This is a genomic window from Novosphingobium olei (assembly GCF_012927405.1).
In the GTDB taxonomy this organism is placed as follows: domain Bacteria; phylum Pseudomonadota; class Alphaproteobacteria; order Sphingomonadales; family Sphingomonadaceae; genus Novosphingobium; species Novosphingobium olei.
Map to the genome: position 1 here is coordinate 120,269 of NZ_JABBGM010000009.1, position 23,190 is coordinate 143,458.

The following is a 23,190-nucleotide window of genomic DNA, read 5'->3' on the forward strand; positions in this document are numbered from 1 at the left end:
GCGAAGCATCGTGGAAAACGCCCTCATGTGCCGTCCAAATGCCACACGCATCGATTGGTTCCGCTAGGCTGCCGAAAAAATCCCTGCAGATACAAGCAGCGTTACCAACGCGGAAATGGCCGACCTAGCCTGGCTGTCCACGACCGTGCCGCCCGTGGGAAGTGCAGGAGCGACGGCGTACTGCCAGTCGGTAGTGTATCGTGCGGCGCAGTTGCGCGCCCGGTCCTGCACGATCATCCCTTGGAACGGCGTGACGAAGCGCCAGCCGCCGTCAGTCCAGGCGGCAATCTGGCGGGCATGTCCGGCGAACGCGCCGGTTGGCGACGCTCCCACGATCCACGCCTGGCCCGATACGGGCGTGGCCGGCGGGGTCGCCAGCGTGCCTTCGACGGATGCATTCAGCAACAGGTCGGTCAGGACCAGCGCTTCGTTGACCGTCGTTTCCTTCTGGCTCTGCCCGGCAAACAGCAGTGGCAGGGCAAGCCGCGGCGTGACGGTCGGATAGGTGATCGTGTCGGTCATAGGGTTTCTCCGGGGGGAGGGTATGGGCTTCAGGGAAGCGGGATGGCGAGCGGCCTCGACATCGAGTTCCTGCCGATCTGGCGGACGAGGAACGTGGCCGATCCCGATCCGCCGGGCGGCAACTGGGCGGCTGGAATGGTGATCGTCGATGTCGATGCCGCCCAGCGCGCCAACGGGGTTTCGATCGTGCCTAGCACGATGTCCCAGCTCTCGCTTTCCTCGTTCAGCGGAACCTCGACCTGATCCAGCCATCGCCACGCGCCGCGCGCCCTTCGCACCCATGAAAGACGCACGGCGCCGTCGTGAAGAACCTCGGCCTGCCCATGTACGGGGTTGAGCGGTTGCAAGGCGCTGCCCGTGCCCATGATGGTCGCAGCGGCGGGCGTCGTATCGTTGAGACCAACGCCCAAGATCTCGTCGAACTCGCCGGCCTGCGTATCGGCTATCTGTGTCAGGCGGTCGTCCAGCAGCACGAACGGTTCGCCCGCCGCACCGTGGGTGGCAATGGCCCACTCCGTGCCGCCGCGCCCGCGCAGCAGCGAGGATATCCGCCAGCGCCCGCCACCGAGCGGCGTAGCCTTGCCGAACTGGACGATCTCCGATCCGATCAGCGCGCGGTTCGCTGCGTTGGCGAGCAGGGCGGGCACGTCCGCATCGGTCAGCGCGAAGTCCGTGGAAGCAAGCTGGATGTCGACAGAATTGATCTGGTCGAACACCATCGGCGATCCCGCCGCCAGCGCCCCGATGGTCTGGCCGATGACCGCGCGGCGCGCAGCGGCCGGCCCCAGGCTCACGAGACCCGGCGCACCGCCGGTCTTGCGCCCGAACAGCGCTGCGCCTCTCCACCCGCCGCCGCTGCTCGACGCGGCAACGTACAATGGCGTCTGGTTGCCATCGCCGCTGCCATCCCACGGCAGTTCGAAGGCATTGAGCAGCGTCGGCGTGATGGCGAGGTCGGCGGGCGCGTTGTAGCGGCCGGGATCCGTGGTCGACGCCGTCGCGGTGGTCTGTCCCTGCAGCGCGGGCACGGCGGCAAGGTTCAGGAGGACCCCGTCCTTCTGCCATTCCCAGTCCTCGATCCGCCAGATCCCTCTGGCAACCGGCACCTCGACGAGTGGGGCGGACAGAAGTGCCGGATCGATCTCTGCGGTGCGATAGGTGATCCGCTCCATGGCGTGCGAACGGCGCAGCGCGGCAGCATCGGCGAAGGCGCGCGCGCTGTCGGAATCGATCGCGGCGGGCAGGTCGATCACCTGCAGCTCGCCGCGCTCGCTCCTGCCCTTGCCGCGCTGGAAACCGGGCTGGAAGTCGCGCGCGGGATCGTAGTAGCGGATCGCGCAATTGGCGATCTGGGGTAGCGGTTCGCGGCGCTTCGACCAGCCGGCGCTGGTCGGCGCCCTGCCGCCGTCCTCTTCGGTCGCGGAAGGTTCCGCCAGAACCGGCAGCGTGTACGGCGGACGATCGGCGTGGGCCAGCACCAGCGTTCCCCGATCCACCCAGGCGGAAAGGGGAATGGCGGCGCCAATCGCCGTGATCGTATCGCCGGCCGCACCCTGGTCGATGCTGAAGCCATCGAACGCCTGGTCGATCCGGGAACAGTCCGCTTCGGGAAGGATCGTCTCCAGCACCTTCGCCACCGTGCAGCCGTCATCGGCAAGCACTTCGAAGGAGAGCGAGGGAATGCGATTGCCGAAGTTGGCGAGTTCAAGGTCCTCGAAGACCGCGATGGCCACGCCGCGATGGGCTGGGCAGCGGCCGGCGGCTTCGGCCTGCGCCATAAGCGGGTCCGGTGCCTGGTCGCCGTGGCCGGTGTGGACGCGCATCGTCCCGCCGACCTTGAGGTCGCCCGCGCTGCCTCGCAGCAAGTTCCCGTCCGCCCAGACGCGTCCGATCGATCCGATCGGGCGGCTCGACAGCGCCACGGCGAACGACACAGTATACGTATAGGTCTTGACCTTCGGCCTGCCCTTGCCGCCACCGCTCGTCTCCTCATGCTCCACCAGTTCGGTGGACCAGATCACGGTGCCCGCCGTGCGCACCGTGCCGAAATGCAGCGGCAGGGCGTCGCCATAGCTTGAGGACTGGACGTTCAGTTCCTTGAGGCGCGGCCCCTTGACCGTCCGTCCGCCAACGATCGCATTGTCGATCTGCCGGCCCGCCAGCGCGCCGATCGCGCCGCCGATGGGGCCGCCAAGGATCGTACCGACAGCGGTGAGAAGCAGCGTTGCCATCCGTGGTTCCTATTCTTCTGGAAGCTGCCATTCGCCCGCGACTGGCCAGGGCAGGGCGCCGGGCAACAAGGTCACGCGGCGCAGGCCCGCATGGGCGTGGACGAAGCCTTGCGCCGTGCGGATCAGCAGGTGCGGCTGGACCGGGTTCGCCATCGCAAGCACGAGGTCGCCCTCGCTTTCCACCGCGACGAGCCCGTTGGCACCGGCCATCCCTACCAGCCCGGCAATCTCCGCATGGCGCAGCGAGTAGCCCGTCGGAGCGACCGCGCTATACCCGGCCTCGCGCATGGCCAGTGCGACGAGGCCCACGCAATCGACTCCGCTGTCGCGATCGCGCCCGTGCAGCCGGTAGCGGGTGCCGACAAGGCCCAGCGCCGCGCGCTCCAGCCGCGCGTTCATGATCCCGGCACCGCGTAGCGCGCCAGCAGGTCGTTGCCGGGCAGGTAGGGCTCGCCCTGGAAGTTCAGCGCATTGTCGAATCGCGCGCCGCAGGTCTCGATCGTGTGGTCGCACCCCTCGCGCAGCAGCACCGCGGTTCCAGCCGCGATGTCGGTCTCGAACCGCCGGTCGAGCAGCAGCCAGTCGCCGCTCACGCTTTCGATCCTGCGCCACAGGCCACTGGCAGCGCCGTGCAGGATGCGCACCCGCCCGAAGGCGAGGTTCCCAAGCGGAGCCGTCGTGGTCACGCGGATCGCCGTACCATCGGCAGAAGCGCCCGCGATGGTCCCGCGCGAGGAAAACCGCGCGGCCGAAAGCGTGCAACCCGTCCCGCAAAACTCGGCCCGGCACGTCGGCGATGTTCGCGGCACCAGTTCGCGGTCGAGCAGGGTCTTCAACGACAGCAGCTCGGCCGAAAAGCCATCGCCTTCGGTGCCGACCGCGCCGATCGTGCCGCGATAGAGTTCCTGCTGCTCGAAGGTCTCCCAGTCGACCAGTCCGAGGATGATCGCGGCCCCGTCGAACCGCCCGGCCGCAAGGTCCTCTTCGCGGATCGCGTCGTGGCTCAGCGCGCCCGCGATCTCGGCGCTGTCCGGTTCCAGGCTGCCGGTCTTGCGGATGGCTGACGGGGTCATGCCGGGTGCGGTGCGGTGCAGCAGCGCGCCGAACCACAAGTCGCGGTCGTGGCTGGTGAAGCCCAGCGTCACCCCGTCCAGCCGCTCGATGCGCCACCACACCGCCACCGTTTCCAGCGTTTCGCGAAACCATACGCGCGCAGGGTCGCTCATCTCAGGCATCCTCGCGCAGTTCGACCAGCGGAACCGTCGGCGCTTCGCCGGCGGCAAAGGCCGCGCCGCTGATCTCGAGCTGGTCTTCGGCAAAGCGCACCGGCACGTCGAACAGGTAGCCGGCGGCGACCACCGCAGCGGCGGCGGGGGCCGATGCGAACACGATCGTGCCGCCATCGGCCAGCGTCCAGTCGTGCCGTTCGGTCCCGTTGACGCTGACGATCACGCTCTCGGGCCGTGGCCGGGTGATGCGCCGCGTCTGCGTTTCGTCGCCCGCACCATACGACTTGATCAGGGCGAACCGCGATTTCGCGCCATCGCCGATGCCGATCACCTGATCGGCGGACGAGGGCACGCCCGTCATCCCGTTGGAGCTGTAGTCGGAGGGATCGCGCAGGCGGAAGCCGCGCGCTTGCCCGCGCCTCGCCCGGAAGAACGCGATCAGTTCGCCCAGCTCCGCTTCCGACCGCACGCCAGGGCCGACGTCGAAGCGCAGCCGCGCGTTCGACCACAGGCTGTTGCGGCGCTCGAAGCCCGATGCGGTGATCGTCACGTTGGTCGAAAACTCGGGCGTCACCGTCGCAGCCCGTCCGAGCGCGATGGGAAACAGCACGTCGTCGAAGGCCTGCATGGGCGCATCCTCACTTGTCTCTGGCAACCGGGTGAAGCCGTCGCGCGCAACTTGCGGCAGGGCCCAGATGAAGGTTTCGGCAACGCCCAGGCCAATCGCCTCGTCCGCCGCGGCGTCGATCCGGCGCCAAGGGATGTCGTCACCCGGCGTCAACACGAAGCCCGACAGGAAGTGCTGGCGGCTGCGCGCGTAGCCAAGCCTGGCCTCCGCCGCCGCCCGCGCCGCAGCGCGCAAAGCTTCCTTGCCGGCCACCAGCCAGTCGTAGTCCTCAAGCTGCAGGACATCGAACGCCGGATAGGCCCAGCCGGACGGCAGGTTGGCGCGGTGCGCCTCGGGCGTTGCCGGGTCCAGCACCGTTGGCAGGAAGGCGAGCAGCAGCACTTCCGCGCCCGCGCCTCCCGCCGCCGTACGCACCGCGTTGGCAAGGTCGCTGGTTGCCGCCGCCAGGATCACGCCCGCCGCATCGAGCAGGCTGCGCTGCGTGGCGGACAGCGTGCCCGACAGCGACGGGATCGCCACCGGATTTCCGCCCAGCGCAGCCTTGGCCGCATCGTCGTACAGGCAGATCTGCTTGTCCGCCGTCACCCACCACCACGGCTCACCGATCTGGTAGCGTACCGGAAGCGCCGCCCCCTGCTGCAACGCCACCAGCGCCAGCGCCACCTTGCGCAGCCAGGCGGTCGCGCTCGTGTTCGCGGGGGAAAGCAGCGTCGATGGCGGGCTCCACCCGGTCAACGCGGGATCACCGGCTGCTGTGCGCTGCTGCCACGCGGCCGGGCAATGCTGCGCCAAAACCTCGAACGATTGCGACAGGATCACGGTGTATCCCGCGCTCTTGGCTTCGATCAGGAACGCCCGGTGCCACGCGCCGGCCGCCGGGTTCATCGCCGCTGCGGCCGGATCGACCACGAACCCGCCAGCGCCATCGCCTTTCAGGGAGAAGAAGTGGCTCATGCCGATGTAGTGATTGATGCTGCCACGGTAGCCGAGGCCCTGCACCGCGCGCACCAGCCGCGCAGGGCTCTGGTTGTAGCAGTCGTCGTAACCCGTCGCGATGCCCAGCTTGTGCGGTGGCACCATCACGTCGCCGATCGTCAGCATCGGCCGGTGCCCGTCGCAGCGGATGTCCGACAGTTCGGCCCAGCCGATCTGCGGCGTCGCGAACGCGGTGGTGCTCGCCGCAACATAGCCCGGCGCCACCAGCGAAACGAACATGCGGTCGATATCGGCGGGGTGGACCGGATCGGCCTCGCCCGGCAGCACGAACCCGCCGGCGAGCGACGAGAACGGCAGCTCTATCCGCGCGTCGGTCGTCGAACCCGTGGCATAGTTCCAAAGCCGCACGTACCAGGTCCGCGCCACACCTGCCGCATCGCGCCCTTCGATCGTCAGGGTCGGGCCATTGACCGCGTCCAGCGCCAGCAGCCCGCCCGATCGCCAGCGGAACGACAGCGTCGTGCGGCTGTAATCGCGGTCGGTGTCATAGGACAACAGCGGGTGATCCCAGCGGTCCTCGCTTTCCCAGATCAGGCCGACGAGGTCGCCCTTTTGCTGGAACACCGCGTCGACCCGCAGCGCATCGGGTGCGATGGTCGTCACCGCCGCCATCGCCGGGCGCGGAAAGTCCACCGTCCAGAAGCGCGGGTCGAAGCGCTGGATCACGTCGGTCTGCTGGACCGAGCGCTGCTTGGCGAGCCAGAAGCTCATCGCTTGGGCGTCCCTTCTCAGTTGTCGCTCAGCGCGCGGCGCACCGCCTGCGCCACCTGGCGGCTCGATCGGCGCAGGCTTTCCGGGCCGGAAGTGCCGGCGGGCGAGACCACGCGGATCGACACGTTGACGTTGCGCTCGCCGCCCATCGTCCCGCCCGTCTCGATGCGCCCGGCAGAGGTCGGCACGAACATCTCAGGTCCACGCTCGCCCACGACATAGGGGCGACCCGGTGCCACGGGGCCGCCCGTTGCCCGTCCCGGCAGGCCGAAGATCGCGCCGATCAGGCTGTTCAGGCCGCCCGCCATTCCGCCCGCACCGCCACCGTCGGCGCCCGCGCCGATGCCGAGTGAGGACAGGCCTGCGCGCAGCGCCTGGCTGGCGATCGTGTCGAGCACGCGGTTGGCCACCTTGCCCAGGTCTTCGAACCCCAGGCTGCCCTTGCGGATCGCGCTCGCCAGCGATCGTTCCAGCGTGGTGCTGCCCTTGGCGAACCCTTCGACGAGAATGCCGTCGAAACTGTCGCGCATCTTGGCGACGTCGCTGGCAAAGCCGTCGGTGCTGGCGCGCACGTCGACGACGAGGGTGTCGAGATTATCCATGTCGGTCGCGCTCCATCATCGCGCTGATCGTCGCCCGGTCGATAGCGCCGGATCCATCGCCGCCCGCCCCGCCGCTGCCCGCCGCGCCAAGCACGGCGCGCAGTTCTTCGGGTGTCGCCTGCCAGAACCGGTCGGGCGACCAGCCCAGCAGCAGGCCGACCTGCCCGGCGATGCGCGCCGCGCCTCCGCCAAAGCTGTCCCCGAAATCGCGGGCAGCGGCCGTGTCGCTCACGCCGCGCCTTTCAGCACTTGCGCCAGCAGCGCGCGCAGCACCGGCGCGCACGCGGTCAGGCCGGCCTGCACCAGCGCGTCGCCGAACGCCTCGCGGTCGAGCGTGTCGTGCTCGCGCAAACAGTGCCAGAACAGCGTCGCCAGCTCCGCCAGCTTGAGCTCGCCCCCGCTCGCCCGTTCGACGAGGTGGAACAGCGATCCCAGCTCCTGCTCGGCGGCGACCAGCGCGCTGAACGTCGGGCGCAGCACGTGCTCCACGCCCTGCAGCACCAGCGACAGTTCGCCGCGATGCGGGTTGGCCACGGCGCTCATGCCTGCGCCACCGCGCCCGAGCTTTCGAGCGTCATCGTGTAGTTGCGCTCGCCGTTGAAATCGCCCGAATAGTCGAGCCGCTGGACAAGGAACCGGCCGCGCATCTTCTCGCCCCCGTCGAACGAAAGCTCGTAGTCGGCGATCGTGCCGGCCAGTGCGTTGCCGCGGATCTGCGTCTCGGCCGCGCTGCCAAGGAAGATGCCGGCCGCGCTCACGCTCACCGACCGCGTGCCCGCGCCCGACAGCAGCTCGCGCCAGCCGCCGGAATCCTTGCTGGTGATCACCACCGCTTCGCCGTTGATCGACATCTGCGTGGTGCGCAGGCCCGCCACGGTGTTGTAGGTGGGCGTCGCCGCGCCATCGCTGATCTTCAGCAGGAAGGCGCTTCCTTTCTGTGCTGCCATGTCCGTTCTCCTGGGTTGAGGGGTTACGCGGCCATCAGCCGCGCACGATATTCGAGCACCAGCGCGCGCAGCGCCTCGCCGCGCTGTTCGCCGCGCGCTTTCAGGAACATCAGGTTCACCGCGCGAAAGCCGTAGGCGCTCTGGTCGGCTGGGAAGCTTTCGACGCGTCGTTCGACAGCGGCGATCAGCGCGCTTTCCGACAGCGGATCGTCCCCGCGATAGTTCAACTCGAAGGCTACGCGCACTTCGCGCCCGGCTTCGGTCTTGGTGCTCCAGTCGCTGCTCGCGCTGGCGGTCAGGGCAAGCCAGGGCAGCGCCGCGCGCAATGGCGCTTCCTCGGTGATCGCGTTGAGCGAGGCGGCAAGCGTCGCATCGGCGGCAAGCCAGGCCAGCATGGCGGCGCGAAAGGCGATTTCCATCGGTCAGTCCTTTGCGAACAGGGGCCACAGCAGCCGCGCCTTGCGCCAGCGCTCGGCCGGGCGGCGCAACGTGCGGGCAAGCGCCTGCGCCTCGGTTAGCGCCCGCGCCTTCGCGATCAGGCGCTGCTCCAGCGCGTAGAAAGCGTCACTCACGCCAGCCTCATGCTGCGCCACGGCCGCCACAGCGCCGCGACCGCGGCGGGCGGGGCAAGGCGTTGCGAGGTGTTCTGCGCGTCACGCTGGCGATGCTCGTGCGCGGCAAGGCGCATGATCCCGTGGCGCAGCGGATCGGGCAGCGCGCTCCATGTGGCGGCAAGGCCTGCGGTGAAGGTCACCGCGATGCGCGTCTCGGCCACCGGCACCTTCAGCCGGAACCGGCCGTTGCCATCGGCGCCGATGTCGAATTCGTAGTCGCCTGGCAAAAGCGCGGTGCGCTGCCCGGTAAGGGCGATCCGGGCGGCCCCGGTCATCGCCTGGATGGGCCGGGTTCCGAGCGTCTGCCAGTCGCCCGCGGCGGCCAGCACTTCCTCGCAGCCCGCCTGAAGCGGCATGGTGCCGGTAAAGCCCTCGCACAGGTCGAGCGCCGCCATCAGCAGCGCGGTCAGCTCCGCGTCGTCTCGGCCGGTGGTGATGCCCAGCCACGCTTTCAGTTCGCTCAGCGCGGCCGGTGCCAGCGAGGGCGGTGCGACGATTGCCCGCTTCATGGCAGTCTCCGGAAATGGGGATGGGGAAAAGTCGCCCGCGGCGGAGGGGGAAGGGGGGAGCCGCCGCGGGCGAAGTCGGGGCGTTGCGAAGGGGACACGCAACGCCCCGTCGGGAGATCAGGTGGAGATCTTCAGGAGCTTGATCGCATCGCTGTCGAGCACCTGCCCGCCGATGCGACGGGTCGCATAGAACTGGACATAGGGCTTGTTGCTGTACGGATCGCGCAGGATGCGGGTCGCGCTGCGCTCGGCGATCAGGTAGCCGGCCTGGAAGTTGCCGAACGCGATCGGGAAGGCGCCCGCGCCGATGTCGGGCATGTCCTCGGCCTCGATCACCGGATAGCCCAGCAGGCGGTTCGGCTGGCCATCGACCATGCCGGGCTGCCACAGGAACGAACCGTCGGTCGCCTTGAACTTGCGCACGGCGGCCAGCGTGGTCGAATTCATCATCCACACCGCGCCCTGGCGCAGGCCCGCGCGCAGCGAGAAGACCATGTCGATCAGCTTCGAATCCGGCGATGTGTCGAAGCCGGTCGCATTGCCCGAAACCAGGTGCTGCAGCGTGCCATAGGTGCGCGTTGCATCGTTCGCGGTGCTCGATCCGGTCTGCAGGAAGCCCTTGGGCTGGCTGGTGCCGGTGCCGTTGATGAAGGCCGCGCCTTCGGCCCGCGCGAACTCGCCCGCGATTTCACCGGCAAGCCAGCTTTCGACGTCGAAGGCCGAATCGTCGAGCATCGCCTGCGTGGCCGAAGGGTTGGCATAGAGCTCGCCCATCGGCGGCGCGATCTCGGCCAGCTTCGGCGTGGCCGTTTCCGGCCGCGAGGCGGTTTCGCTGACCCAGCCAGAGGTGGTGCCCCCGGTCGAGATCAGCCGGCGGAAGCCGCTGGTGCTGGTCTGCACGATCGACGAGACCGAACGGACCGGGCTGATCTTGACCAGGCGGCTGGCGATCATCTCGTCGATCTGGCGCGGCACGGCATAGCCGCCATCGGCGGGGTTCGTGCCCGAGATGGACTTCAATTCGGTGTCGCGGCCGGTGCGAATGTAGCCGTCGATGAAGTTGCGGCTGGCCGATGCCACGTCGCCACCGGCCAGCGCCGGACGGGCGCCGGTGCGATAGACGCGCTCCAGCCGGCTCTTCACTTCCTCCACTTCGCCGCGCAGCAGCGACAGCGCCGCATCGTGGGCTTCCTGGCGGGCGGCAAGGTCGAACGAGCTTTCCAGCGCGTCGGCCTTGGTCTCGATGGCGGTCAGGTCCGCGATCGCTTTGTGGTTCTCGATGTCCATGGGGCTGAACGTCCTTTCTGCTGGGGGTGGCCACCCACGGGCGGCCCTTCGGTAATTTCGTGAAGGTCACCCGGCCGTTGGCTGCGGGCTGACCATGTGCACCCGCGCCAGCGGCTGCATCGGGCGGGAGACGAGGCTCACTTCGAACAGGTCGATCGCGCGCAACTCGCGGCCTTCGGGGCGCCACCGGCCATCGCGGACGCGGTATCCGAACGACAGGCCGTTCACCGCGCCGCGCGCCAGCGCCTTGGCCGCGGGGGAATCCGCCGCCGTCACTTGCGCGATCACCCGCAGGCCGCGCTCGTCTTCCTGCGCGCTTTCCACCCAGCCGATCTGCTGGTCGGGGCGGTGCTGCCAGTACAGCGGCAGCCGCTGGCCCGCCGCCGCGCGTGCGGCCAGCGTCTGCGCAAAGGCGCCGGGCAGGATGGTGTCGCCGCCGCTGTCGCGCTTGCCGAACACCGCGGCATAGCCTGCGAACCGGATCGGGGCGGGCGCGGTCATTGCACCATCTCGCCAAAGCCGAAGCGCACCGCGATGGCGAACAGCAGCAGCGCCAGCACGCCGCGCACCAGCCAGCCGATCGCCGCCTTCCACGCGCTCGCCTTTGCGTCCCGCCAGGCCTGCAGCAGCTCGCGCAGCTCGGCCAGGTCCTCGTGCGCGGTCTTGTCGGCAAGGCCCATCCGCTCGAGCACGCGCAGCGCGCCAAGGTCGCTCGATTCCTCCACGATCGCGCGCAGCGTGATCAGTTCGGAACCTTCGGCTTCGGCCTGCGCCAGCAGCCGCGCCAGCATGTCCGCGCGCTTCATCGTGCCGCCTCCGCTTCAAGACCCAGGATCCGGCGCTTCTCCGCGCCCGACAGGAAGTCCGCGCCCGAAACCATGCTCCACAGCGTCTCGCGGTCATCGGCGAGCGCGGGCACGCGGTCGAGATCGACCGCCAGCGTCGCCTGCCCGAACCAGGGCGAAAGCCCTTCGGACAGCGCCGCCAGCAGCTTGCCCGCCAGCGGCAGCAGCGTCAGCCGCCACAGCGCGCGGTTCGCCTCGCGATAGTTGGCGTAGGTGCTGTCGCCCGGCAGGCCGATCAGCATCGGCGGCACCCCGAACGCGAGCGCGATGTCGCGCGCCGCCGATGCCTTCAGCGTGGCAAAGTCCATGTCCGACGGCGTCATCGCCATCGGCTGCCACTTCAGCCCGCCTTCCAGCAGCATCGGCCGCCCGGCATTGGCGCCGCCGGCATAGGCGGCGGTCAGTTCCGCCTTGATCCGGTCGAACTGCTCGGCGGTCAGCGTCGCCCCCGGCTCGCCGGGGTCATAGACCATCGCACCCGAAGGCCGCGCCGCGTTTTCCAGCAGCGCGATGTTCCAGCGCGATGCCGCGTTGTGCACCGCCACCGCGTCTTCGGCGGCGGTCAGGCAGCCCGCGCCATAGTGGTCGTCCGTCGGGTGGAAGCCGCGGATGTGGATCACGTTGGGCCGGCCGAAGTCGTCGCTGGCGGGCAGCGTCATCACCTGTTCGCCCACGCGATAGGCAAAGGCGGACGGCCAGCCCGTGGCATCGGGCACCACGTTCACCCGGTCGGGCCGCAGGGCATAAAGCTCGGCCACCTCGTCCTCCGCATCGCGCAGGATCTGGACATAGGCATTGCCGTGCAGCAGCAGCTGGCTGGCCAGCGTTTCCATCAGCGCCTGCCCCGCGCTGGTCGCGCCGACCAGCCGGGCAAGGTCGGGGTCCGACGCCGCGATCGGCGCGCCGCCGATCCCTTCGGCCACCAGCCGCACCGCGCGCTGCGCCACCGGATTGCGCAAGTATGCCTCGCGGCTCGCCTCGGGATAGGGCAGCGAAGCGCGCGCATCGCCGCGCCAGTCGAACGCCTCGGCCCAGGGCGAAATGAAGCTGCGGCCGAGCGGCGCGCGTGGGGTCACCGCCGCGCCCTTGAAGGCGGCGGCCAGGTTCTGGAAGAAGGACATGGATAGCCTTTCGCGGAAAGGTCGTTCAGTCGAACCAGATCTTCGGTTCGCCCGCCCGGCCGAGCATCAGTTCGGTCAGCGCCCAGACACAGGCGTCGGCGCGGTCGGGCGATCGGCCCGGCCCCTGGTAGTCACCCCCCGGCATCAGCCCGCACAGCTCGTCCTCGAGCCGGGCGAACATGCCGGCGTGGCGCACGCGGCCCGCCTCGTACAGCGCGGCGACGGGTTCGGCCCGGGCGCTCTTGCCCCGGCTCGCGTGCACCAGCCGCAGCGGCAGGGTGTGGCTGGCGGCGTGCAGCACCGCGCGCACCATGTCGCCGCCCTGGTTGGCTTCGGCCACCACCCGGTCGGCGGACCAGGCGCGGGCGGCTTCGGCGGTGGCGCGGGCCCAGCGCTCGGGCGTCGCGTTCTCCACCGATGCATCGGCCAGCACGCGGCCCACGCCGTCGGCGCCCAGCCCGCAGACCACGATGCCGCACGCATCGCCCTCGGCGCTGGCCGGCGGGTCGACGCCCACCACCACCCGCGTCACCGGCGGCGCCGCCATCTCGCGCGATCGCTCGATCGTCGCGCGCGACCACAGCGCGCCGGGAAAGTTGTCGATCAGCTCGCCCTCGATCTCCTGCCGTCCGATCAGCGTGTCGTCATAGTTGCGGTGCATCGCCTCTACGAAGCGCGCCGGCAGGTTCTGCGCGTTCTCGTACGTGCTGCCCCGCGTGATGGCGGTGCGCCCGTCGTCGGCCTCGCGCACCAGCCGCGTCAGCAGCGCCGCCGCGCGCGGGGTGGTCGTCGCCACCACGCGGGGATCATCGCCCAGCCGCAATCCCATCATCAGGTTGTCCCACGCCGCTTCGGCGCGGGCGGAGGCATTGTCCCACTTGGCGATCTCGTCGCACCAGGCGTGGCTGTGCTGCGGCCCGCGCAGCGATTCCGGCTCCGCCGCCGAATAGAGCGTCGCCTGGGCCCCGTTCGGCCAGACCAGCCGCCGCAGCGAGGATTCGAACACCGGCCGCCGCTGCGGCGCGTTCACCCGCATCAGCCCGCTTTCGCCCTCGACCATCACCGCGCGCGCTTCGCCCAGATTGGCCGAAACCAGCGCAATCCGCGCCTCGGGATCGCGTTCGGCAATGGCGTTGACCCATTCCGCGCCGGTGCGCGTCTTGCCAAAGCCGCGCCCGGCCAGCAGCAGCCACACCCGCCAGTCGCCCGGCGGCGGCAGCTGCGAAGGCCGCGCCTGCAAACCCCAGTGCCAGGGCAGTTCCGCCACTTGCGCCTTGCTCAGCCGGCCGAGCGTCTTGCGCGTCTCGTCGGGTGCCCAGCTCAGCAGGCCGGTCAGGTCCAGCGGTTCGCCGGCCATGTCGGCGTTGCCCGTCATGCCTTGTCGCCCTGCGCCTGCGCCGCGCCTTCGGCCCTTGCGGCGGCGAGTTCGGCGTTGCGCCGGTTCTGCGCCACGTCGCGCAGCGAAGCGATCTGCGCATCGAGCGAGGCGCGGATCGTGGCGACGTCGTCGTTGTCGCGCTGCGCCCGTTCGCGCGCCACCGTCTCGCGGTGTTGCGACAGCAGCCGCATGGCGTTGGCATTGTCGAACTTGCGGTCGTCGTCCTTGCCTTCGCCGAAGCGCATCCGGCGCAGCAGCTCCATTTCCAGGTGCTCGTACCCTTCGAGCAGGGCGGCGCGCCACGCCCGGGCAAAGTCCGCATCCTGCCGCCGCGCCTTGTACGCCTTGCTGGTGTCGACCTTCGCGGCGGCGGCGGCGGCCGTCACGTTCGAACTTTCGGCCAGCGCCGCAAGGAAGGGCTGCTGCCAGCGCGTGCCACGCTTCGCGCGCTTGGCCGGCGTGGGTTTCGCTTGGGCACGGGGCGTCGTCCGGCGATTGCCGGTCGAACGCCGATCCTGGTCGGCCATGAACCATCCTCGTGTTGCGGGTGCGGGTGAAATCGGGCGGGCGGGGCGGTCGCCTAGGACGACTCACCCTGTGTCGATGTTCTTGTTATGTACCCATTGGGCCTGCTGAAGTCAAGAGCAAAGTGCCATATCGGTTAATCGAACCGCTTGCTGGCGCTTTGTCCGCAGGTTGGCTAAGCGGAGGCCGCACTGCATTGCAGCACGGACGGGACGGGCCACGAATGCTTCGCCGACTTTACGACTGGACCATTGCCAAGGCCGCGCATCCGCAGGCCGAACTCTGGCTTGCGCTGGTCGCCTTCCTCGAAGCCAGCTTCTTCCCGGTGCCGCCGCACCCGCTGCTCGGCCTGATGTGCCTGGCCGAACCGAAGAAGGCGGTCCGCTTCGCTGCCATCGCCACGATCGGGTCGGTGCTGGGCGGCCTGCTCGGCTATGCGATCGGCCACTTTCTCTACGACAGCGTCGGCACGCAGCTCCTCGCGCTGCTGCACCTCACCGAAAGCTTCCCCAAGGCGGCGTGCTACTTGCGCGAATACGGGGTCGAAATCATCGTCATCAAGGGCGCCACGCCCATCCCGTTCAAGCTGCTGACGATCACCGCCGGCTTCATTTCGATGCCGCTGGTGCCCTTCATCCTCGCCAGCCTCGTCTCGCGCTCGATCAGCTTCATGATCGTGGGCGTGCTGTTCCGCCTGTTCGGTGCACCGATCAAGCGGTTCATCGACAAGTATCTCGGCCTCGTCACCGTGGGCTTCGTCGTGCTGGTGGTGGGTGGGTTCATCGCCGCCTCGATGCTCGGCGGCGGCGGCAGCAAGCAGGCCGACGCCAGGTGCGAACACGCCGCGCCGATCCAGCCCTGAGCCGGGGCTGATCCGCGCTGCCTCGCGCGCTGCCAATCGTCAAGAATTCCTTTGCGCAACAAGGGCGATGGTCCGATCTTGACGCCAATCGGGTTTGTGCAATCCTGTGCTGCGACATCCAGGTTCATCAGGGCCTGACCGCGTGTCCCGGCCAGGCCCCTCGCTTGCGAAAGGAGCAGAGGGCATGGGAAGCAGCCAGTTCGGTTCAGGCGATTTTGGCCGGCAGTTGGAAGGATTCGGGCTCACCACCATTCAGATCCACTACTACATGCCCGATCACCCCAGCCTGCTGCAGATGTTCGCCTTCCAGCAGGAAGATCTCGCCCCGCGCTTCCCCCGCCTCGAACGCTTCCTCGATCACTGGCGGCGCGAAATCGAAGCGACGCTCCATTCGATCCGCATCGCGCACAAGCACCTGATCGGCCCGCAGGAATGGCGCGCCGTCGACGGCGTGATCACGATCAACTAGCGCGCCTGAACCCCGCGCCTCACAGCCCGAACTGCAGGCCGTAGGCGAGGCCGAGCGAAACCTGCGTGCGGCGCCCGCGCTCGCGGATCAGCGCGGAACCGGCAGGCTCGCCGCCCAGCCGGTCGATCCCCGCCAGCGCCGTCACCGCGCTGCGGCGCGTCAGCGGGCGGGTCAGCGTGCCGCCAAAGCCATAGGAAACCAGCCCGCCGTCCGGGCGCGACACGGCAAGCCCGGTGCGCTGCGCCTGTGCCTCGTCCACGCCGAAGTACGTCTGGACGTAGTCCCGCCCCGCAAAAGTCGCGCGTGGCCCCACCGAATAGAGCAGCCGCCCGCTGCGTCCCGTACGCGCGATCTGCACGTCGCCGACCAGGCCCTCGTGCCCGCCGAAGCCCTGTCGCAATTCGGCCCGCGCCCGCCACGCCATGCGCGGCCCGAAGCGCTTTTCCACGAAGCCGCCCGCTTCGCCCGCCACGCCCACGTCGCCCATCCCGCGCAAGGCGTCGCTTCCGCCCGCGATCTGGAATGGCGACCCGCCGTTGCGCTCGTTGCGGCCGAAGCGGATCTTGACAAGCGGCCCCGCCTTCCAGCCGTCGCGGTTGATCGCGTTCCAGCCCAGGCCGTCGCGCACCGACAGGAACAGCGTGTCGCCCTTGTTGACGCGGATGTCCGGAAAGATCGAGAGCGCCATGTCCTTCGATCCCTGCCATGCCGGCGACAGCACCGGCGCGATCCCCACGGTAAGCCGCCAGCCTTGCGCTTGCGCTCCGGGCGGCGTGCCGCGCAGCGCGGCGGCTGGCGGACTTGCGGGCCCGCTCTGCCCGGACGGCTGATCCTCCGCCAGGGCCGTCTGCCCTGCCAGAAGCGCGATAAGCGCGAGCGAACGGGATGCGAGAGCGCTGCGACGCCGCATGAGATCCATTCCCTTGTCTGCGCCGGCTTTGCTTGCGACCCGGCGGTTGTTCCGGCCCCCCAGCGGACCTGTGCCTCGGCGCCTGCCACAGCGCGGCCAACGGCGCTTTGCTCGATCATGTCAAAGCATGAAGGCGTCCGGGTCGGCTCTTCGCGCTTGCCACGCCGCGTGTCGGCCGTAGAACTCACAGCCATGATAACACTCTACCACTGCCGCGATGCCCGCTCGTTCCGTGCCCTCTGGGCGCTCGAGGAGATGGAGCTGCCCTACGAACTCCACGTCCTGCCGTTTCCGCCGCGCGCGCGGCACGAAGGGATGAAGGACATCAATCCGCTCGGCACCATCCCGGTGCTGTTCGATGGCGGCGAACGGCTCACCGAAAGCAGCGCGATCCCGCACTATCTCGCCACGCGCCACGGCCCCAGCCCGCTCGCCGTGGCGGTCGACGAGCCGGGCTATGGCGCCTACCTCAACTTCCTCGTCATGGGGGAGGCGACGCTGACTTTCCCGCAGACGATCCACTTGCGCTACGCCGTGTTCGCCCCGCCAGAGGCGCGCCGGCCGGAAATCGCGCGCGATTACGCCGAATGGTTCGGCTCGCGCCTGCGCAACGCCGAAACGATGATGGACGGGGATTTCGCGGCGGCTGGTCGCTTCACCATGGCCGACGTCTCGCTGGGCTATGCGATCAAGCTCGCGCTCTCGATCGGCCTTGCCGAATTCGTCACGCCGGGGATGCAGGCCTATTTCGAACGGCTCGCCGCCCGCCCCGCCTACGCCCGCGCGATGGCCGCGCAGAAGAAGGCGGAGGATTGAGCAGGCATCAGCCGGCGATTACCGCGATCTCCAGCGCCGGTGCCCCGTCGGCCACGTCGATCAGCCGGTCGATGTTGGGATGCGCGCCCGGCTGCGCGCGCGCATCGGCGGTGATCTCGCCGAACACGGCAAGGCCGTGTGCTGCCGCCTCAGCATCCAGCCGGCCGAACGCCCGGCGCAAGTACTGGTAGACGGCCACCGATCCCTGCTTGCCCGGCGCATTGGGAATGGTCGCCACCACGGCGCCTTGCGCATCGATCAGGTCGATCCGCGCCACGCCTGCGATCGGCGGCAACTGCTGCAGGTTGTCCTTGAACGAAGCGCCAGGCTCGATCCTGATCATCGCCGCGCGCTTTCGCCGCCGCCGCGCTTTACCGCTTCGGCGATCGCGGCCTTTGCGATCGGCTCCATCACGGCATAGCCCGCCGGTGTCGGGTGCACCCCGTCCGATGCAAGGCCCGGCTTCATCGCCCCGCCTTCGCCCACCATCGCCGCATAGTAGTCGGCAAAGCCGAAGCCGCGCGCCTTGGCAAATTCGCGCAGCCAGCGATTGAGCGCCTCGATCTGCGCCGCCGGGCGATATTCGGGTTTCCACGGCGCGCCGCTCGTCGGCAGCACGCTGCCGATCACCACGGCGATGCCGTTGGCGCGCGCGATGTCGGTCATCGCGGTGATCGTGTTGACGTATTCCTCGGCGCTGGTCGGCCCGGTGTTGCCCAGCAGGTCGTTGGTGCCGGCCATGATGTGGACCACGCGCGGGCGCAGGCGGACCACGTCCTGGGTGAAACGCACCAGCATCTGCGGGCTGGTCTGCCCGGCGATGCCGCGGTTCACCACGCCGCTGGCGAACAGCGCGGGGCTGTTGGGGAGCCACCATTCGGTGATCGAATCGCCGATGAACACCGCGCGCGGACGGCCCGAAACCTGCTTGTCCGCCGCCTGGTACTTGCACAGCGCGGCCCAGTCGTTGCCCGCATTGCGGGGCAGCGCGCAGGGGTTCTCGACCATGGCGCTGCTGCTGCCCGCAACCGTCTGCGCCAGCGCGCCGGGCGCGGCCGCCAGAAGGGCCCCCAGGGTTCCCACTGCCGCCAGCGCGGCGAAACCTGTCCGCATCAGATGATGCCGACGGCCTTGCCGGCGCGTTCGAACATGCCGATGATCGTCTGCACCTGTTCGGCCGAATGTTCGGCACACAGCGAGCAGCGCAGCAGAGTCATGTTGGCGGGCGTCGCCGGCGGGCGCGCCAGGTTCACGTAGAGCCCTTCGCGCAGCAGCGCTTCCCACATCATCGCGCCACGCTCCAGGTCGGGCATGATGACCGAGATGATCGCACTCTGCGGCTCGTCGGTGCCCAGCTGGAAGCCCTTGTCCTTCAGCCCCTTGTGCAGCGTGCGGCTGTTTTCCCAAAGGTGCGCGCGCTTGTTGCCCGCATGCATCAGCTTGCGGATGCTGGTCGCGGCGGTGTGGACCACGCTCGGCGGCAGGCTGGCGGTGAAAACATAGGGGCGGCAGACCAGCCGCATGATCTCGAACTTGGGGTGGTTCGAAACGCAGAAGCCGCCGACCGTGCCGACCGACTTCGAGAACGTGCCGATGACGAAGTCCACGTCCTCCAGGCAGCCCTGTTCCTCGGCCACGCCGCGCCCGTTGGGGCCGATGAAGCCCATCGAATGCGCCTCGTCCACCAGCACCATCGCGCCGTTGTCCTTGGCAACCTTGATCATCTCCTTCAGCGGGGCGATGTCGCCCAGCATCGAATAGACGCCTTCCAGCACGACCAGCTTGCCCGCGCCTTCGGGAATGCGCTTCAGGCGCTTTTCCATGGCGACGATGTCGTTGTGCTTGAACGGGACCACTTCGGCATCGCCCATCTTGCAGCCGTCCCAGATGCTGGCGTGGCTGTCGATGTCGAGCACGATGTAATCGCCCTTGCCGGCGATCGTGCTGATGATGCCAAGGTTCGCCTGGTATCCGGTGGAGAACACCATGGCATGGTCCATGCCATAGAACTCCTTCAGCGCATCCTCGCACAGCTTGTGCCCGGCATACGTGCCGTTCAGCACGCGGCTGCCGGTGGTGCCCGATCCGAATTCGTCCAGCGCCTTCTTGCCCGCATCGATCACGTCGGGGTCGAAGGTCATGCCCATGTAGTTGTAGGTGCCGAGCAGGATCGTCTCGCGCCCGTTGCAGATCGCCTGCGTCGGGGAAAGCACGCGCTCCATCACCAGGTTGAACGGATCGGTCACGCCGGTATCGAGCAGCGCGCGGCGCTGTTCGATCAGGCCGTCGAACTTGCTGAACAGGTCGGTCATGCGGGTATCGTCCTTCAGCCCTGCAGCTTGGTCACCGCGTCGATCAGCTGGCCATAGGTCTCGATCTCGGCCTGCTGGTTCATGCTGATGATGATGTCGAATTCGTCCTCGATCGCCGCGACGAAGTCCATCACGGTCAGGCTGTCCCATTCGAGGTCGCCGGCAAAGGTGGTCGCATCGGTGATGGCGATGCCCTTCTTGTTGAAGGGTTCGATCACTTCGGCGATCTTCTCGGCGGTTGCGGCGCGATCCATTTGTCTTGTCTCCACTGGGCCGGCTGGGCCCGGAACTGCTTGCCATCTCGCCTGCCAGACGAATGCGGCGGAAAAGCGGCCTTGGCGAAAGCCCGAGGGGCATGCGCTTGTCAAGGATGGCTGCGCCGTGCCATCCCTTCGATCGGGCCAGACACACGAAACCTTGGGGGAAACACATGGCCGAAGGGGCAAAGCCGTCCGATCCGCAAGTGCTGGCCACGCCGTCGGTGCCATCGCCATCGGGCTTTTCCAACCACGCGATCCACCTCGTGCGCACCTCGCAGCAGATCAACCTGACGCTCAGCCAGATGGCCGATGCCAAGGCCTCGATCCTGATGGGGGCCACGTTCCTGGTGTTCACCATCGCGGTGGGGCAGGCGAAGAACGGGTCTCTGCCCTGGCCGCTCGCGGTGCTGGCGCTGTTCGCTTTCGCCTCGGCGCTGTGCGCAGTGTTCGCGGTGCTGCCCTCGGTCGGCAATCCGGGCAAGAACCGCATCCACGGCAAGCCCAACCTGCTGTTCTTCGGCACCTTCACCCAGATGGACGAAGATGCCTGGACCGATGACGTGGTGGCGCAATTGCGCGCGGACGAAACGATCTTCCGCACGATGCTGCACGATATCTACCAGAACGGTCAGGTGCTGCAGCGCAAGAAGTACCGCTACCTCGCGCTCGCCTACAAGATCTTCATGGCCGGGCTGTGCTGCACCGTGGCCGCGTTCATCGCCGAACGTCTCGCTAGCTGACCCAAAGCATCCGGATTGGATTTATCCGGAAGGCGACCCTTCGGGGCTCGGCGTGGCCGATGAAACTTCACCGAACCGGATCTGCCGGATCCGGTCCGTTCCTCCTCAGATCAGGCTGGTGACCGCGCTCAGGAACGGCGCGATCGAAACCGGCTTGGCAAGATAGCCTTCGGCCCCTGCTTCGCGGATCCGCTCTTCGTCGCCCTTGGCGGCATAGGCGGTCACGGCCAGCACCGGAATCTGGCGCAGGCCCGCATCGCCCTTCAGCTGCTCGATCAGCGAAAGCCCGGAAACGTTGGGCAGCTGGATGTCCATGACCACCAGATTGGGCGAAAAATCACGTGTCTTCTCAATCGCCTCGCGCCCGTCGGCCACCGGCTCGACCTCGAACCCCTTGGCGCGGAGCAGGTCGCAGAACAGCTTGCGGTTGAGGTCGTTGTCCTCGACAACCATGATTCTTTTTGTCACTGGATTGTGCCTGACCTGCTCGAGACGATTGTTGTTTTGCGAAAGACCCGAGCCACTCCCCTACGCTCTATCAGGAGATAAGGCAATCATTTGCTTAAATCCATCGCCGAGCGATTCCTACGCAGTAGCATTGCAGGCAATCGGCTGGGTCCTCAGCGACCAGCAGCGCGCGGAACGTTTGCTTGCCTTGACCGGAATGACACCCGATATGCTGCGCAACGGGCTGTCCGACCCGGCAATACTGGGCGCAGTTCTCGATTTTCTATCCAATAACGAGGCAGATCTTGTCGCGGCGGCGTCGGCACTCGACATCTCGCCCCAGGCATTGATCGCCGCACGGGAGAACCTGACATGAACCGCCCGCTGGTCATCAGCGATTGCGATGAAGTGCTGCTGCACATGGTCGCCCCCTATCGCGACTTCCTCGCCGAACAGCACGACATCGACTTCGTGATGAACTCGGCCGATTTCGGCAAGGCGATGCGCTATCGCGATGGCCGGCTGGTCGAACCGGCGGAGATCTGGCGCCTGCTCAACCTGTTCTTCGATACCGAGATGCACCGCCAGCAGGCGATCGCCGGCGCGGTCGAAGGCATCAACGCGCTGGCGCAGCATGCCGATGTGGTGATCCTGACCAACCTCAACGATCATCGCCGCGATACGCGGGCCGAACAGCTGCGCAATGTCGGGATCGATGCGCGCGTGTTCACCAACCAGGGGCCCAAGGGGCCGGCGCTCAAGGCGATCCTCGAAGAATACAATCCTTCGAAGGCGCTGTTCATCGACGATCTGCCGCAGCACCACGGCTCGGTTGCCGAAATGCTGCCCCACGTCACCCGCCTGCACTTGTGCGGCGAACCCATGATTGCCGCCCACATCGATTGCGCGCACAAGGCGGGCCACGCCCATGCCCGCATCGACGACTGGGCAACCGCGCTGCCGTGGATCATGGAACGCATTTCCGGAGACAATGATGACTGATTCCATCGTCGATCGCCTTGCCGCGCTCGGCCACACGCTGCCCCAGGCCGCCGCGCCGGTGGCCGCCTATGTGCCCACGGTCGAAGCCAACGGCCTGCTCCACGTTTCGGGCCAGCTGCCCTTCATCGATGGCAAGCTCGTCACCGGGCGGTTGGGCGAAGACGTCAGCCTCGAACAGGGCCAGGCCGCGGCGCAGGCCTGCGCGCTGATGCTGCTGGCGCAGGTCAAGGCCGCGCTCGGCTCGCTCGACCGGGTCGAACGCGTGGTCAAGCTCGGCGCCTTCATCAGCTCGACCGGCACTTTCACCGATCAGCCCAAGGTGGCCAACGGCGCGTCCGAACTGATGGTCGCGGCGTTCGGCGATGCCGGCAAGCATGCCCGCAGCGCGGTGGGCGTGCCGGTGCTGCCCCTGGGCGCGGCGGTGGAAGTCGATGCTGTCTTTGCTGTTACCGCTCGCTGATCGCTGGTTCGCGCCCGCGCCGCCCGCCGACAAGGTCGGCTGGCTGCGCGGGTGGACCTATGCCCATCGCGGGCTGCACGGGGCGGGCGTGCCCGAAAATTCGCCCTCGGCCTTCGCCCTTGCGGCAGAGCGGGGCCTTGGCATCGAATGCGATGTCCAGCGCAGCGGCGATGGCCTTGCCGTGGTGTTCCACGATTTCGATCTCGACCGGCTGACCGGCCAGCAGGGCCGCGTGGTCGATCACAGCGCCGCCCAGCTCCAGACTTTCGCGCTGACGGGGTCGCAGCACGGCGATTGCATTCCCGGCCTGCGCCAGATGCTCGATCTCGTCGCCGGGCGCGTGCCCGTGCTGATCGAGATCAAGTCCCGCCGCGAAATGCACGTGATCCCGCTGTGCCTTGCCGTGCGCCGCACGCTCGAAGGCTATCGCGGGCAAGTCGCGGTGATGAGCTTCGATCCCCGCGTCTCGCGCTGGTTCAAGCGCCATTCGCCGCATGTCGTCCACGGCCTCGTCGTCACCGAGGAAGGCCGCACCACCCTGTTCGCGCGCGCCCGCCGCCACTTCAGCCTGTGGCATGCCGAGCCCGATTTCCTCGCCTACGACGTGCGCGATCTGCCCAGCCGCTTCGCCGCCAGCCAGCGCCGCCGCGGCTTTCCGCTGCTGACCTGGACGGTCCGTTCGCCCGAGTTGGCCGAGCGCGCGGCGCAACATGCCGATGCCCCCATCGCCGAAGGCGCAGGGGTCGCCCCGGCCGATGGCTGACCGG

Annotated in this window: 32 protein-coding genes; 8 read left to right on the top strand and 24 right to left on the bottom strand. The window is 68.4% G+C overall.

Annotated features, from left to right (window positions below; all coding sequences use genetic code 11):
* Nucleotides 1–63: 63 nt before the first annotated feature.
* From HHL27_RS17190 to HHL27_RS17275, 18 genes are all read right to left on the bottom strand, one after another.
* The gene (locus tag HHL27_RS17190; RefSeq protein ID WP_169494617.1) at nt 64–522 is read right to left on the bottom strand and encodes a DUF2793 domain-containing protein; all 459 of its coding nucleotides are present in this window, start codon (nt 520–522) and stop codon (nt 64–66) included.
* Nucleotides 523–551: 29 nt separating this feature from the next.
* Nucleotides 552–2,753: a GTA baseplate fiber-binding domain-containing protein gene (locus tag HHL27_RS17195; RefSeq protein ID WP_169494618.1), complete on the bottom strand. Its 2,202-nt coding sequence runs from the start codon at nt 2,751–2,753 to the stop codon at nt 552–554.
* A gap of 9 nt (nt 2,754–2,762) precedes the next feature.
* Entirely contained in the window at nt 2,763–3,152 is a 390-nt protein-coding gene (locus tag HHL27_RS17200; protein ID WP_169494619.1) for a C40 family peptidase, read from the bottom strand.
* Nucleotides 3,149–3,979 carry a DUF2163 domain-containing protein gene (locus tag HHL27_RS17205; RefSeq protein WP_169494620.1) on the bottom strand — a complete coding sequence of 277 codons (831 nt, stop codon included), beginning with the start codon at nt 3,977–3,979 and terminating at the stop codon, nt 3,149–3,151. The genes HHL27_RS17200 and HHL27_RS17205 overlap by 4 nt, the downstream gene beginning before the upstream one ends.
* A gap of 1 nt (nt 3,980) precedes the next feature.
* A complete protein-coding gene (locus HHL27_RS17210; protein ID WP_169494621.1) occupies nt 3,981–6,317 on the bottom strand; it encodes a DUF2460 domain-containing protein in 2,337 nt (778 codons plus the stop codon).
* Nucleotides 6,318–6,334: 17 nt separating this feature from the next.
* Nucleotides 6,335–6,919: a tail tape measure protein gene (locus tag HHL27_RS17215; protein ID WP_169494622.1), complete on the bottom strand. Its 585-nt coding sequence runs from the start codon at nt 6,917–6,919 to the stop codon at nt 6,335–6,337.
* Nucleotides 6,912–7,151 (bottom strand): phage tail assembly chaperone, encoded by a 240-nt coding sequence (locus HHL27_RS17220; RefSeq protein WP_169494623.1) that lies wholly within the window; start codon nt 7,149–7,151, stop codon nt 6,912–6,914. The genes HHL27_RS17215 and HHL27_RS17220 overlap by 8 nt, the downstream gene beginning before the upstream one ends.
* On the bottom strand, nt 7,148–7,462 hold the full coding sequence (locus HHL27_RS17225) for a gene transfer agent family protein (RefSeq protein WP_169494624.1): 315 nt from the start codon (nt 7,460–7,462) through the stop codon (nt 7,148–7,150). Before HHL27_RS17225 ends, HHL27_RS17220 begins: the two co-directional genes overlap by 4 nt.
* Nucleotides 7,459–7,866 carry a phage major tail protein, TP901-1 family gene (locus tag HHL27_RS17230; RefSeq protein ID WP_169494625.1) on the bottom strand — a complete coding sequence of 136 codons (408 nt, stop codon included), beginning with the start codon at nt 7,864–7,866 and terminating at the stop codon, nt 7,459–7,461. Before HHL27_RS17230 ends, HHL27_RS17225 begins: the two co-directional genes overlap by 4 nt.
* A gap of 23 nt (nt 7,867–7,889) precedes the next feature.
* A complete protein-coding gene (locus HHL27_RS17235; RefSeq protein WP_169494626.1) occupies nt 7,890–8,285 on the bottom strand; it encodes a DUF3168 domain-containing protein in 396 nt (131 codons plus the stop codon).
* Nucleotides 8,286–8,288: 3 nt separating this feature from the next.
* A complete protein-coding gene (locus HHL27_RS17240; protein WP_169494627.1) occupies nt 8,289–8,438 on the bottom strand; it encodes a hypothetical protein in 150 nt (49 codons plus the stop codon).
* Nucleotides 8,435–8,989, bottom strand: coding sequence for a head-tail connector protein (locus HHL27_RS17245; protein ID WP_169494628.1), 555 nt, complete (start codon nt 8,987–8,989; stop codon nt 8,435–8,437). Before HHL27_RS17245 ends, HHL27_RS17240 begins: the two co-directional genes overlap by 4 nt.
* Before the next feature lie 117 nt (nt 8,990–9,106).
* On the bottom strand, nt 9,107–10,276 hold the full coding sequence (locus HHL27_RS17250; protein ID WP_169494629.1) for a phage major capsid protein: 1,170 nt from the start codon (nt 10,274–10,276) through the stop codon (nt 9,107–9,109).
* Between the two features lie 66 nt (nt 10,277–10,342).
* On the bottom strand, nt 10,343–10,777 hold the full coding sequence (locus tag HHL27_RS17255) for an HK97 family phage prohead protease (protein WP_169494630.1): 435 nt from the start codon (nt 10,775–10,777) through the stop codon (nt 10,343–10,345).
* Complete coding sequence (locus tag HHL27_RS17260) at nt 10,774–11,082, bottom strand: DUF6127 family protein (protein ID WP_169494631.1); 309 nt, start codon at nt 11,080–11,082, stop codon at nt 10,774–10,776. Before HHL27_RS17260 ends, HHL27_RS17255 begins: the two co-directional genes overlap by 4 nt.
* The gene (locus tag HHL27_RS17265) at nt 11,079–12,242 is read right to left on the bottom strand and encodes a phage portal protein (protein ID WP_169494632.1); all 1,164 of its coding nucleotides are present in this window, start codon (nt 12,240–12,242) and stop codon (nt 11,079–11,081) included. Before HHL27_RS17265 ends, HHL27_RS17260 begins: the two co-directional genes overlap by 4 nt.
* 25 nt (nt 12,243–12,267) lie before the next feature.
* A complete protein-coding gene (locus HHL27_RS17270) occupies nt 12,268–13,617 on the bottom strand; it encodes a DNA-packaging protein (RefSeq protein WP_240959938.1) in 1,350 nt (449 codons plus the stop codon).
* Nucleotides 13,614–14,147, bottom strand: a complete 534-nt coding sequence (locus tag HHL27_RS17275; protein WP_206069670.1) for a hypothetical protein — start codon at nt 14,145–14,147, stop codon at nt 13,614–13,616. The genes HHL27_RS17270 and HHL27_RS17275 overlap by 4 nt, the downstream gene beginning before the upstream one ends.
* A 221-nt stretch (nt 14,148–14,368) precedes the next feature.
* On the opposite strand from HHL27_RS17275, the gene HHL27_RS17280 reads away from it, so the two are divergent.
* Together HHL27_RS17280 and HHL27_RS17285 are read left to right on the top strand one after the other, a co-directional pair.
* Nucleotides 14,369–15,007 carry a YqaA family protein gene (locus HHL27_RS17280; RefSeq protein WP_169494633.1) on the top strand — a complete coding sequence of 213 codons (639 nt, stop codon included), beginning with the start codon at nt 14,369–14,371 and terminating at the stop codon, nt 15,005–15,007.
* Nucleotides 15,008–15,191: 184 nt separating this feature from the next.
* Nucleotides 15,192–15,476 carry an usg protein gene (locus HHL27_RS17285; RefSeq protein WP_169494634.1) on the top strand — a complete coding sequence of 95 codons (285 nt, stop codon included), beginning with the start codon at nt 15,192–15,194 and terminating at the stop codon, nt 15,474–15,476.
* Between the two features lie 19 nt (nt 15,477–15,495).
* Here HHL27_RS17285 and HHL27_RS17290 read toward each other — a convergent pair whose 3' ends face one another.
* Complete coding sequence (locus tag HHL27_RS17290; RefSeq protein ID WP_169494635.1) at nt 15,496–16,386, bottom strand: MipA/OmpV family protein; 891 nt, start codon at nt 16,384–16,386, stop codon at nt 15,496–15,498.
* A gap of 192 nt (nt 16,387–16,578) precedes the next feature.
* Here HHL27_RS17290 and HHL27_RS17295 point away from each other — a divergent pair, with 192 nt between their 5' ends.
* Nucleotides 16,579–17,202 carry a glutathione S-transferase family protein gene (locus HHL27_RS17295; RefSeq protein WP_169494636.1) on the top strand — a complete coding sequence of 208 codons (624 nt, stop codon included), beginning with the start codon at nt 16,579–16,581 and terminating at the stop codon, nt 17,200–17,202.
* Nucleotides 17,203–17,209: 7 nt separating this feature from the next.
* On the opposite strand, the gene HHL27_RS17300 is transcribed toward HHL27_RS17295, so the two are convergent.
* Genes HHL27_RS17300 through HHL27_RS17315 form a run of 4 tightly spaced genes read right to left on the bottom strand, consistent with a single transcriptional unit; the run spans nt 17,210 to nt 19,768 of the window.
* Nucleotides 17,210–17,545: a DUF2322 family protein gene (locus HHL27_RS17300; protein WP_169494637.1), complete on the bottom strand. Its 336-nt coding sequence runs from the start codon at nt 17,543–17,545 to the stop codon at nt 17,210–17,212.
* Nucleotides 17,542–18,315 carry an SGNH/GDSL hydrolase family protein gene (locus HHL27_RS17305; RefSeq protein ID WP_169494638.1) on the bottom strand — a complete coding sequence of 258 codons (774 nt, stop codon included), beginning with the start codon at nt 18,313–18,315 and terminating at the stop codon, nt 17,542–17,544. Before HHL27_RS17305 ends, HHL27_RS17300 begins: the two co-directional genes overlap by 4 nt.
* Nucleotides 18,315–19,514 (bottom strand): serine palmitoyltransferase, encoded by a 1,200-nt coding sequence (spt, locus tag HHL27_RS17310; RefSeq protein ID WP_169494639.1) that lies wholly within the window; start codon nt 19,512–19,514, stop codon nt 18,315–18,317. The genes HHL27_RS17305 and spt overlap by 1 nt, the downstream gene beginning before the upstream one ends.
* A 14-nt stretch (nt 19,515–19,528) precedes the next feature.
* Nucleotides 19,529–19,768: an acyl carrier protein gene (locus HHL27_RS17315; RefSeq protein ID WP_169494640.1), complete on the bottom strand. Its 240-nt coding sequence runs from the start codon at nt 19,766–19,768 to the stop codon at nt 19,529–19,531.
* 176 nt (nt 19,769–19,944) lie between these two features.
* Between HHL27_RS17315 and HHL27_RS17320 the strand changes: the two genes are divergently transcribed.
* Nucleotides 19,945–20,514: a Pycsar system effector family protein gene (locus HHL27_RS17320; RefSeq protein ID WP_206069671.1), complete on the top strand. Its 570-nt coding sequence runs from the start codon at nt 19,945–19,947 to the stop codon at nt 20,512–20,514.
* Nucleotides 20,515–20,619: 105 nt separating this feature from the next.
* Here the strand turns inward: HHL27_RS17320 and HHL27_RS17325 are convergent, their stop codons facing one another.
* Entirely contained in the window at nt 20,620–20,982 is a 363-nt protein-coding gene (locus HHL27_RS17325; protein WP_169494641.1) for a response regulator, read from the bottom strand.
* A gap of 130 nt (nt 20,983–21,112) precedes the next feature.
* Between HHL27_RS17325 and HHL27_RS22505 the strand changes: the two genes are divergently transcribed.
* Genes HHL27_RS22505 through HHL27_RS17345 form a run of 4 tightly spaced genes read left to right on the top strand, consistent with a single transcriptional unit; the run spans nt 21,113 to nt 23,186 of the window.
* Entirely contained in the window at nt 21,113–21,337 is a 225-nt protein-coding gene (locus tag HHL27_RS22505) for a DUF3572 family protein (protein WP_240959940.1), read from the top strand.
* Nucleotides 21,334–21,963: an HAD family hydrolase gene (locus HHL27_RS17335; protein WP_169494643.1), complete on the top strand. Its 630-nt coding sequence runs from the start codon at nt 21,334–21,336 to the stop codon at nt 21,961–21,963. The genes HHL27_RS22505 and HHL27_RS17335 overlap by 4 nt, the downstream gene beginning before the upstream one ends.
* Nucleotides 21,956–22,423, top strand: coding sequence for a RidA family protein (locus HHL27_RS17340; RefSeq protein WP_169494644.1), 468 nt, complete (start codon nt 21,956–21,958; stop codon nt 22,421–22,423). The genes HHL27_RS17335 and HHL27_RS17340 overlap by 8 nt, the downstream gene beginning before the upstream one ends.
* Nucleotides 22,395–23,186 carry a glycerophosphodiester phosphodiesterase family protein gene (locus HHL27_RS17345; protein ID WP_169494645.1) on the top strand — a complete coding sequence of 264 codons (792 nt, stop codon included), beginning with the start codon at nt 22,395–22,397 and terminating at the stop codon, nt 23,184–23,186. Before HHL27_RS17340 ends, HHL27_RS17345 begins: the two co-directional genes overlap by 29 nt.
* The last annotated feature ends 4 nt before the right edge of the window (nt 23,187–23,190 follow it).

Bases quoted from the DNA above. Each gene is read 5' to 3' on its own strand.
- HHL27_RS17190 (WP_169494617.1), bottom strand. From the start codon at position 522: ATGACCGACACGATCACCTATCCGACCGTCACGCCGCGGCTTGCCCTG.
- HHL27_RS17195 (WP_169494618.1), bottom strand. From the start codon at position 2,753: ATGGCAACGCTGCTTCTCACCGCTGTCGGTACGATCCTTGGCGGCCCC.
- HHL27_RS17200 (WP_169494619.1), bottom strand. From the start codon at position 3,152: ATGAACGCGCGGCTGGAGCGCGCGGCGCTGGGCCTTGTCGGCACCCGC.
- HHL27_RS17205 (WP_169494620.1), bottom strand. From the start codon at position 3,979: ATGAGCGACCCTGCGCGCGTATGGTTTCGCGAAACGCTGGAAACGGTG.
- HHL27_RS17210 (WP_169494621.1), bottom strand. From the start codon at position 6,317: ATGAGCTTCTGGCTCGCCAAGCAGCGCTCGGTCCAGCAGACCGACGTG.
- HHL27_RS17215 (WP_169494622.1), bottom strand. From the start codon at position 6,919: ATGGATAATCTCGACACCCTCGTCGTCGACGTGCGCGCCAGCACCGAC.
- HHL27_RS17225 (WP_169494624.1), bottom strand. From the start codon at position 7,462: ATGAGCGCCGTGGCCAACCCGCATCGCGGCGAACTGTCGCTGGTGCTG.
- HHL27_RS17230 (WP_169494625.1), bottom strand. From the start codon at position 7,866: ATGGCAGCACAGAAAGGAAGCGCCTTCCTGCTGAAGATCAGCGATGGC.
- HHL27_RS17235 (WP_169494626.1), bottom strand. From the start codon at position 8,285: ATGGAAATCGCCTTTCGCGCCGCCATGCTGGCCTGGCTTGCCGCCGAT.
- HHL27_RS17245 (WP_169494628.1), bottom strand. From the start codon at position 8,989: ATGAAGCGGGCAATCGTCGCACCGCCCTCGCTGGCACCGGCCGCGCTG.
- HHL27_RS17250 (WP_169494629.1), bottom strand. From the start codon at position 10,276: ATGGACATCGAGAACCACAAAGCGATCGCGGACCTGACCGCCATCGAG.
- HHL27_RS17255 (WP_169494630.1), bottom strand. From the start codon at position 10,777: ATGACCGCGCCCGCCCCGATCCGGTTCGCAGGCTATGCCGCGGTGTTC.
- HHL27_RS17260 (WP_169494631.1), bottom strand. From the start codon at position 11,082: ATGAAGCGCGCGGACATGCTGGCGCGGCTGCTGGCGCAGGCCGAAGCC.
- HHL27_RS17265 (WP_169494632.1), bottom strand. From the start codon at position 12,242: ATGTCCTTCTTCCAGAACCTGGCCGCCGCCTTCAAGGGCGCGGCGGTG.
- HHL27_RS17270 (WP_240959938.1), bottom strand. From the start codon at position 13,617: ATGACGGGCAACGCCGACATGGCCGGCGAACCGCTGGACCTGACCGGC.
- HHL27_RS17275 (WP_206069670.1), bottom strand. From the start codon at position 14,147: ATGGCCGACCAGGATCGGCGTTCGACCGGCAATCGCCGGACGACGCCC.
- HHL27_RS17280 (WP_169494633.1), top strand. From the start codon at position 14,369: ATGCTTCGCCGACTTTACGACTGGACCATTGCCAAGGCCGCGCATCCG.
- HHL27_RS17285 (WP_169494634.1), top strand. From the start codon at position 15,192: ATGGGAAGCAGCCAGTTCGGTTCAGGCGATTTTGGCCGGCAGTTGGAA.
- HHL27_RS17290 (WP_169494635.1), bottom strand. From the start codon at position 16,386: ATGCGGCGTCGCAGCGCTCTCGCATCCCGTTCGCTCGCGCTTATCGCG.
- HHL27_RS17295 (WP_169494636.1), top strand. From the start codon at position 16,579: ATGATAACACTCTACCACTGCCGCGATGCCCGCTCGTTCCGTGCCCTC.
- HHL27_RS17300 (WP_169494637.1), bottom strand. From the start codon at position 17,545: ATGATCAGGATCGAGCCTGGCGCTTCGTTCAAGGACAACCTGCAGCAG.
- HHL27_RS17305 (WP_169494638.1), bottom strand. From the start codon at position 18,315: ATGCGGACAGGTTTCGCCGCGCTGGCGGCAGTGGGAACCCTGGGGGCC.
- spt (WP_169494639.1), bottom strand. From the start codon at position 19,514: ATGACCGACCTGTTCAGCAAGTTCGACGGCCTGATCGAACAGCGCCGC.
- HHL27_RS17315 (WP_169494640.1), bottom strand. From the start codon at position 19,768: ATGGATCGCGCCGCAACCGCCGAGAAGATCGCCGAAGTGATCGAACCC.
- HHL27_RS17320 (WP_206069671.1), top strand. From the start codon at position 19,945: ATGGCCGAAGGGGCAAAGCCGTCCGATCCGCAAGTGCTGGCCACGCCG.
- HHL27_RS17335 (WP_169494643.1), top strand. From the start codon at position 21,334: ATGAACCGCCCGCTGGTCATCAGCGATTGCGATGAAGTGCTGCTGCAC.
- HHL27_RS17340 (WP_169494644.1), top strand. From the start codon at position 21,956: ATGACTGATTCCATCGTCGATCGCCTTGCCGCGCTCGGCCACACGCTG.
- HHL27_RS17345 (WP_169494645.1), top strand. From the start codon at position 22,395: ATGCTGTCTTTGCTGTTACCGCTCGCTGATCGCTGGTTCGCGCCCGCG.